Origin of the sequence: Bacillus sp. SRB3LM, from assembly GCF_015712745.1 — a bacterium.
GTDB lineage: Bacteria > Bacillota > Bacilli > Bacillales > Bacillaceae_G > Bacillus_A > Bacillus_A thuringiensis_K.
The window spans coordinates 1-731 of record NZ_VWVQ01000086.1 but is presented as its reverse complement, the minus strand read 5'-3'; the positions used below and the strand labels follow the sequence as shown (position 1 = coordinate 731).

The window sequence follows — 731 nt, the reverse complement described above, 5'->3', positions numbered from 1 at the left end:
AATGGGAAAATATGAGTCAGAGTAGCTCTTTCCGTCTCGCATATGAAGCACGGGAAAAAGTGTTATTTGATGAACAAGCGAAATTAGCACATGCTCGTGAGGTTGGTATAGAAGAAGGTATGGAAAAAGGGAAAGTAGCCGAAAGACAACAACTTATTCGTGGTATGCATAAGAATAGCATGAATATTGAAGATATTGCGAAGTTTACAAATATGGATATGTCAGAAATACGCCATATTTTAGACAAGTAAAGTGTATGATACATTTTTTTAAAAAAAGATGGTTCTTCTGGGATATCTGTACCTGAAGAGCCAATGCTTATAAAAAGAATGAATATTCAGATAAAAAACATAAATACCTCTGCAAATGCTATACTTAACTGATACTGCTCCCTGATTTGTATAACAAGTCAGGGAGATTTTCGTATGCTTCATGTTATACGATTCTTTTATCAGCAGATCCCTATATAAAAAGTATTAATTTGAAAATAAATATATTTTCGATATTATTGCATAAGAAAGCTCTCCTTTTCGAATTATTTTCCAGGCGAATGTTGATTTTTCATATTCTACATAACTCTTGACTAATAAATGAGAAAGGAATCCTGTTCTTTTTATGACTTCCTATGTAGACATATTTTGAGGTGGTACAGTAAAACTGGAACACAGTATAGAGATAAATTATTCTATATAAGAGGTGTTTCAGATGAAAAAACAGTATGATGAAACGTT

General features: G+C 32.0%; 1 pseudogene. It reads left to right on the top strand.

The features are described 5' to 3' along the window. Nucleotides 1-251, top strand: a pseudogene (locus F3I02_RS27065) (Rpn family recombination-promoting nuclease/putative transposase); the annotation flags it as partial. Nucleotides 252-731: the final 480 nt, after the last annotated feature.